The 2,855-nt window shown below is 59.2% G+C and carries 2 protein-coding genes; both read left to right on the forward strand.

The window, feature by feature from the left end:
* Positions 1-359, forward strand: a 359-nt coding sequence (locus AAC035_RS20325; RefSeq protein ID WP_339806933.1) for an OmpA family protein, incomplete at its 5' end; no start/stop codon positions are given.
* A gap of 185 nt (positions 360-544) precedes the next feature.
* The coding region (gene uvrA, locus AAC035_RS20330) for an excinuclease ABC subunit UvrA (protein ID WP_339806934.1) at positions 545-2,855 on the forward strand (2,311 nt) is incomplete at its 3' end.

The raw sequence follows: 2,855 nt of genomic DNA on the forward strand, positions 1-2,855 counted from the left end.
GTCTGCTGAACGACGTACCGGGTGATATTACCGTGGAAGGTCACACCGACAATGTTCCGATCCGCAGTGGTCGCTACGAGTCCAACTGGAATCTTTCAGCGGACCGGGCGGCGGCCGTTGCCAACGCCCTGATCGAGGCCGGCCCCATGGATGATAGCCGGTTCCGGATCATGGGACTGGCTTCCACTCGCCCCAGGGCTGACAACAGCTCCCCGGAAAGCCGGGCCGCCAATCGGCGCGTGGAAATCATCATTGACCTCTCCCTGGCCCCCCGTGAGAGCCGCTCGGCTCTTGAGGACCTTTCCCCGGTCATCATTATCGACCCACCTTCCGGATCCCCCGACAGTCTGCGCTGGTAATCCTCCGGATCTGTTTGCGTTCCCGCTGAAGCCCTTGGACGACGAGCCGTTCCGGGTATACTGGCGTATTACTCTTTCTGATTTGCGGCTTGTTTACCGTTGAACGTTTAATGATCGACGTAACCAGATAACTGTTTTCAGATTCCCGATTGCAGAGAACCATACAGTGAGGCCACAGGAGTTCTATGGAGTTTATCCAGGTAAAAGGCGCCCGCACCCATAATCTCAAGAATATCGATCTAGAACTGCCCAGAGACAAGCTGATTGTCATTACCGGGTTATCCGGTTCGGGGAAATCCTCTCTGGCCTTCGATACCCTGTACGCGGAAGGTCAGCGGCGCTATGTGGAATCCCTGTCCACCTACGCCAGGCAGTTCCTGTCGATGATGGAAAAACCGGATGTCGACCATATTGAAGGCTTGTCGCCCGCCATCTCGATAGAACAGAAGTCCACCTCCCACAACCCCCGCTCCACTGTGGGCACCATTACCGAGATCTACGACTATCTGCGGCTGCTGTTCGCCCGTGCCGGCGAGCCCCGCTGCCCGGAGCATGGTCAACCCCTGGAGGCCCAGACCGTCAGCCAGATGGTGGATCAGGTGCTGGCCATGCCCGAAGACAGCAAACTGATGATCGTTGCGCCAGTGATTCGCGACCGCAAAGGGGAACACCTGCAGGTTATCGATACCATGAAGGCCCAGGGCTTTATCCGCCTGCGGGTCGATGGCTATGTTTATGATATTGATGATGTGCCACCGCTGGACAAGAAAAAGAAACACATAATCGACGTGGTGGTCGACAGGTTCCGGGTCAAGGCCGGCCTGGAACAGCGCCTGGCAGAGAGTTTCGAAACCGCGCTGGAGCTGGCCGACGGCATAGCCCTCGTGGCCCCCATGGATGGCGGGGGGGAAGACCAGACCTTTTCCGCACGCTACGCCTGTACCCAATGCGGTTATTCACTGAGCGAACTGGAGCCCCGGCTATTTTCCTTCAACAACCCTGCCGGCGCCTGCCCCACCTGCGACGGCCTTGGCGTCAAGCAGTTTTTTGACCCGGAGAAAATTGTCCATCATCCTGCGGCGACCCTGGCCGAAGGCGCCATCCGCGGCTGGGACCGGCGGGCGGTGTATTACTTCCAGATGCTGGCCAGCGTAGCCGATCACTACGGCGTAGATCTCGACACCCCCTTCGTGGATTTGCCAGAAAGCTTCCGCCAGGCCATTCTGTATGGTTCCGGAGACGAGGACATTTCCTTCCGCTACGTCAATTCCCGTGGCCATATCATGGAAAAGGCACACCCCTTTGAGGGTGTCCTTCCCAACCTCGAGCGCCGCTACCGCGAGACCGACTCCCAGAGCATGCGCGAGGAGCTGGCCAAACACCTGAGCCAGCAGCCCTGCAAGGACTGTTACGGCTCCCGGCTACGACTCAGTGCCCGCAATGTCTTCATCGAGAACCGGACACTTCCGGAGCTGGTGCGGTTTCCGGTGGGCGAGGCCTTCAGTTACTTCGAGTCCCTGGCTCTGGCCGGGCGCAAGGGAGAAATCGCCGAAAAGATTCTCAAGGAGGTCCGGCAACGACTGCAGTTTCTGGTCAACGTGGGCCTGGAATATCTCACCCTGGAGCGCAGTGCCGACACTCTCTCCGGTGGCGAGGCCCAGCGTATTCGTCTGGCCAGTCAGATAGGCGCAGGGCTGGTCGGCGTCATGTACATTCTGGACGAGCCATCCATCGGCCTTCACCAGCGTGATAACGACCGTCTGCTGGGCACCCTCACTCATCTCAGAGATCTGGGCAACACAGTGATCGTGGTTGAGCATGATGAGGATGCCATCCGCGCCGCCGATCATGTCATCGATATTGGCCCTGGCGCGGGCGTCCATGGCGGCCGAATCATTGCCCAGGGCAAACCGGAAGCCATCATTTCCAATCCGGACTCACTGACCGGGCAGTACCTTTCGGGCACCCGCAAGATCGCCATTCCGGAAATCCGGAACCCGGGCAACGGCCACCATCTGGTGCTTTCCGGCGCCAGCGGCAACAACCTGAACAACGCAACGCTGCGGCTGCCTCTGGGGGTCATGACCTGCATTACCGGCGTCTCCGGTTCCGGTAAGTCCACCCTGATCAACGGTACTCTCTATCCGGTGGCGGCGACCCGCCTGAACAAGGCCACCACGCTGACCCATGGCCCCTACGAGTCACTGACAGGACTCGAACACCTCGATAAAGTCATCGACATCGACCAGAGCCCTATTGGGCGTACGCCACGGTCCAATCCCGCCACCTACACCGGGATCTTTACACCGATCCGGGAACTGTTTGCTGGCACTCAGGAAGCCCGCTCACGGGGCTACAAGCCTGGTCGTTTCAGCTTCAACGTCAAGGGTGGGCGATGCGAAGCCTGCCAGGGCGACGGCATGATCAAGGTGGAAATGCACTTTCTGCCGGATATCTACGTGCCCTGCGACGTCTGCAAAGCCAAGCGCTACAACC

It is taken from the genome of uncultured Marinobacter sp. (genome assembly GCF_963974375.1).
Taxonomy (GTDB): Bacteria; Pseudomonadota; Gammaproteobacteria; order Pseudomonadales; family Oleiphilaceae; genus Marinobacter.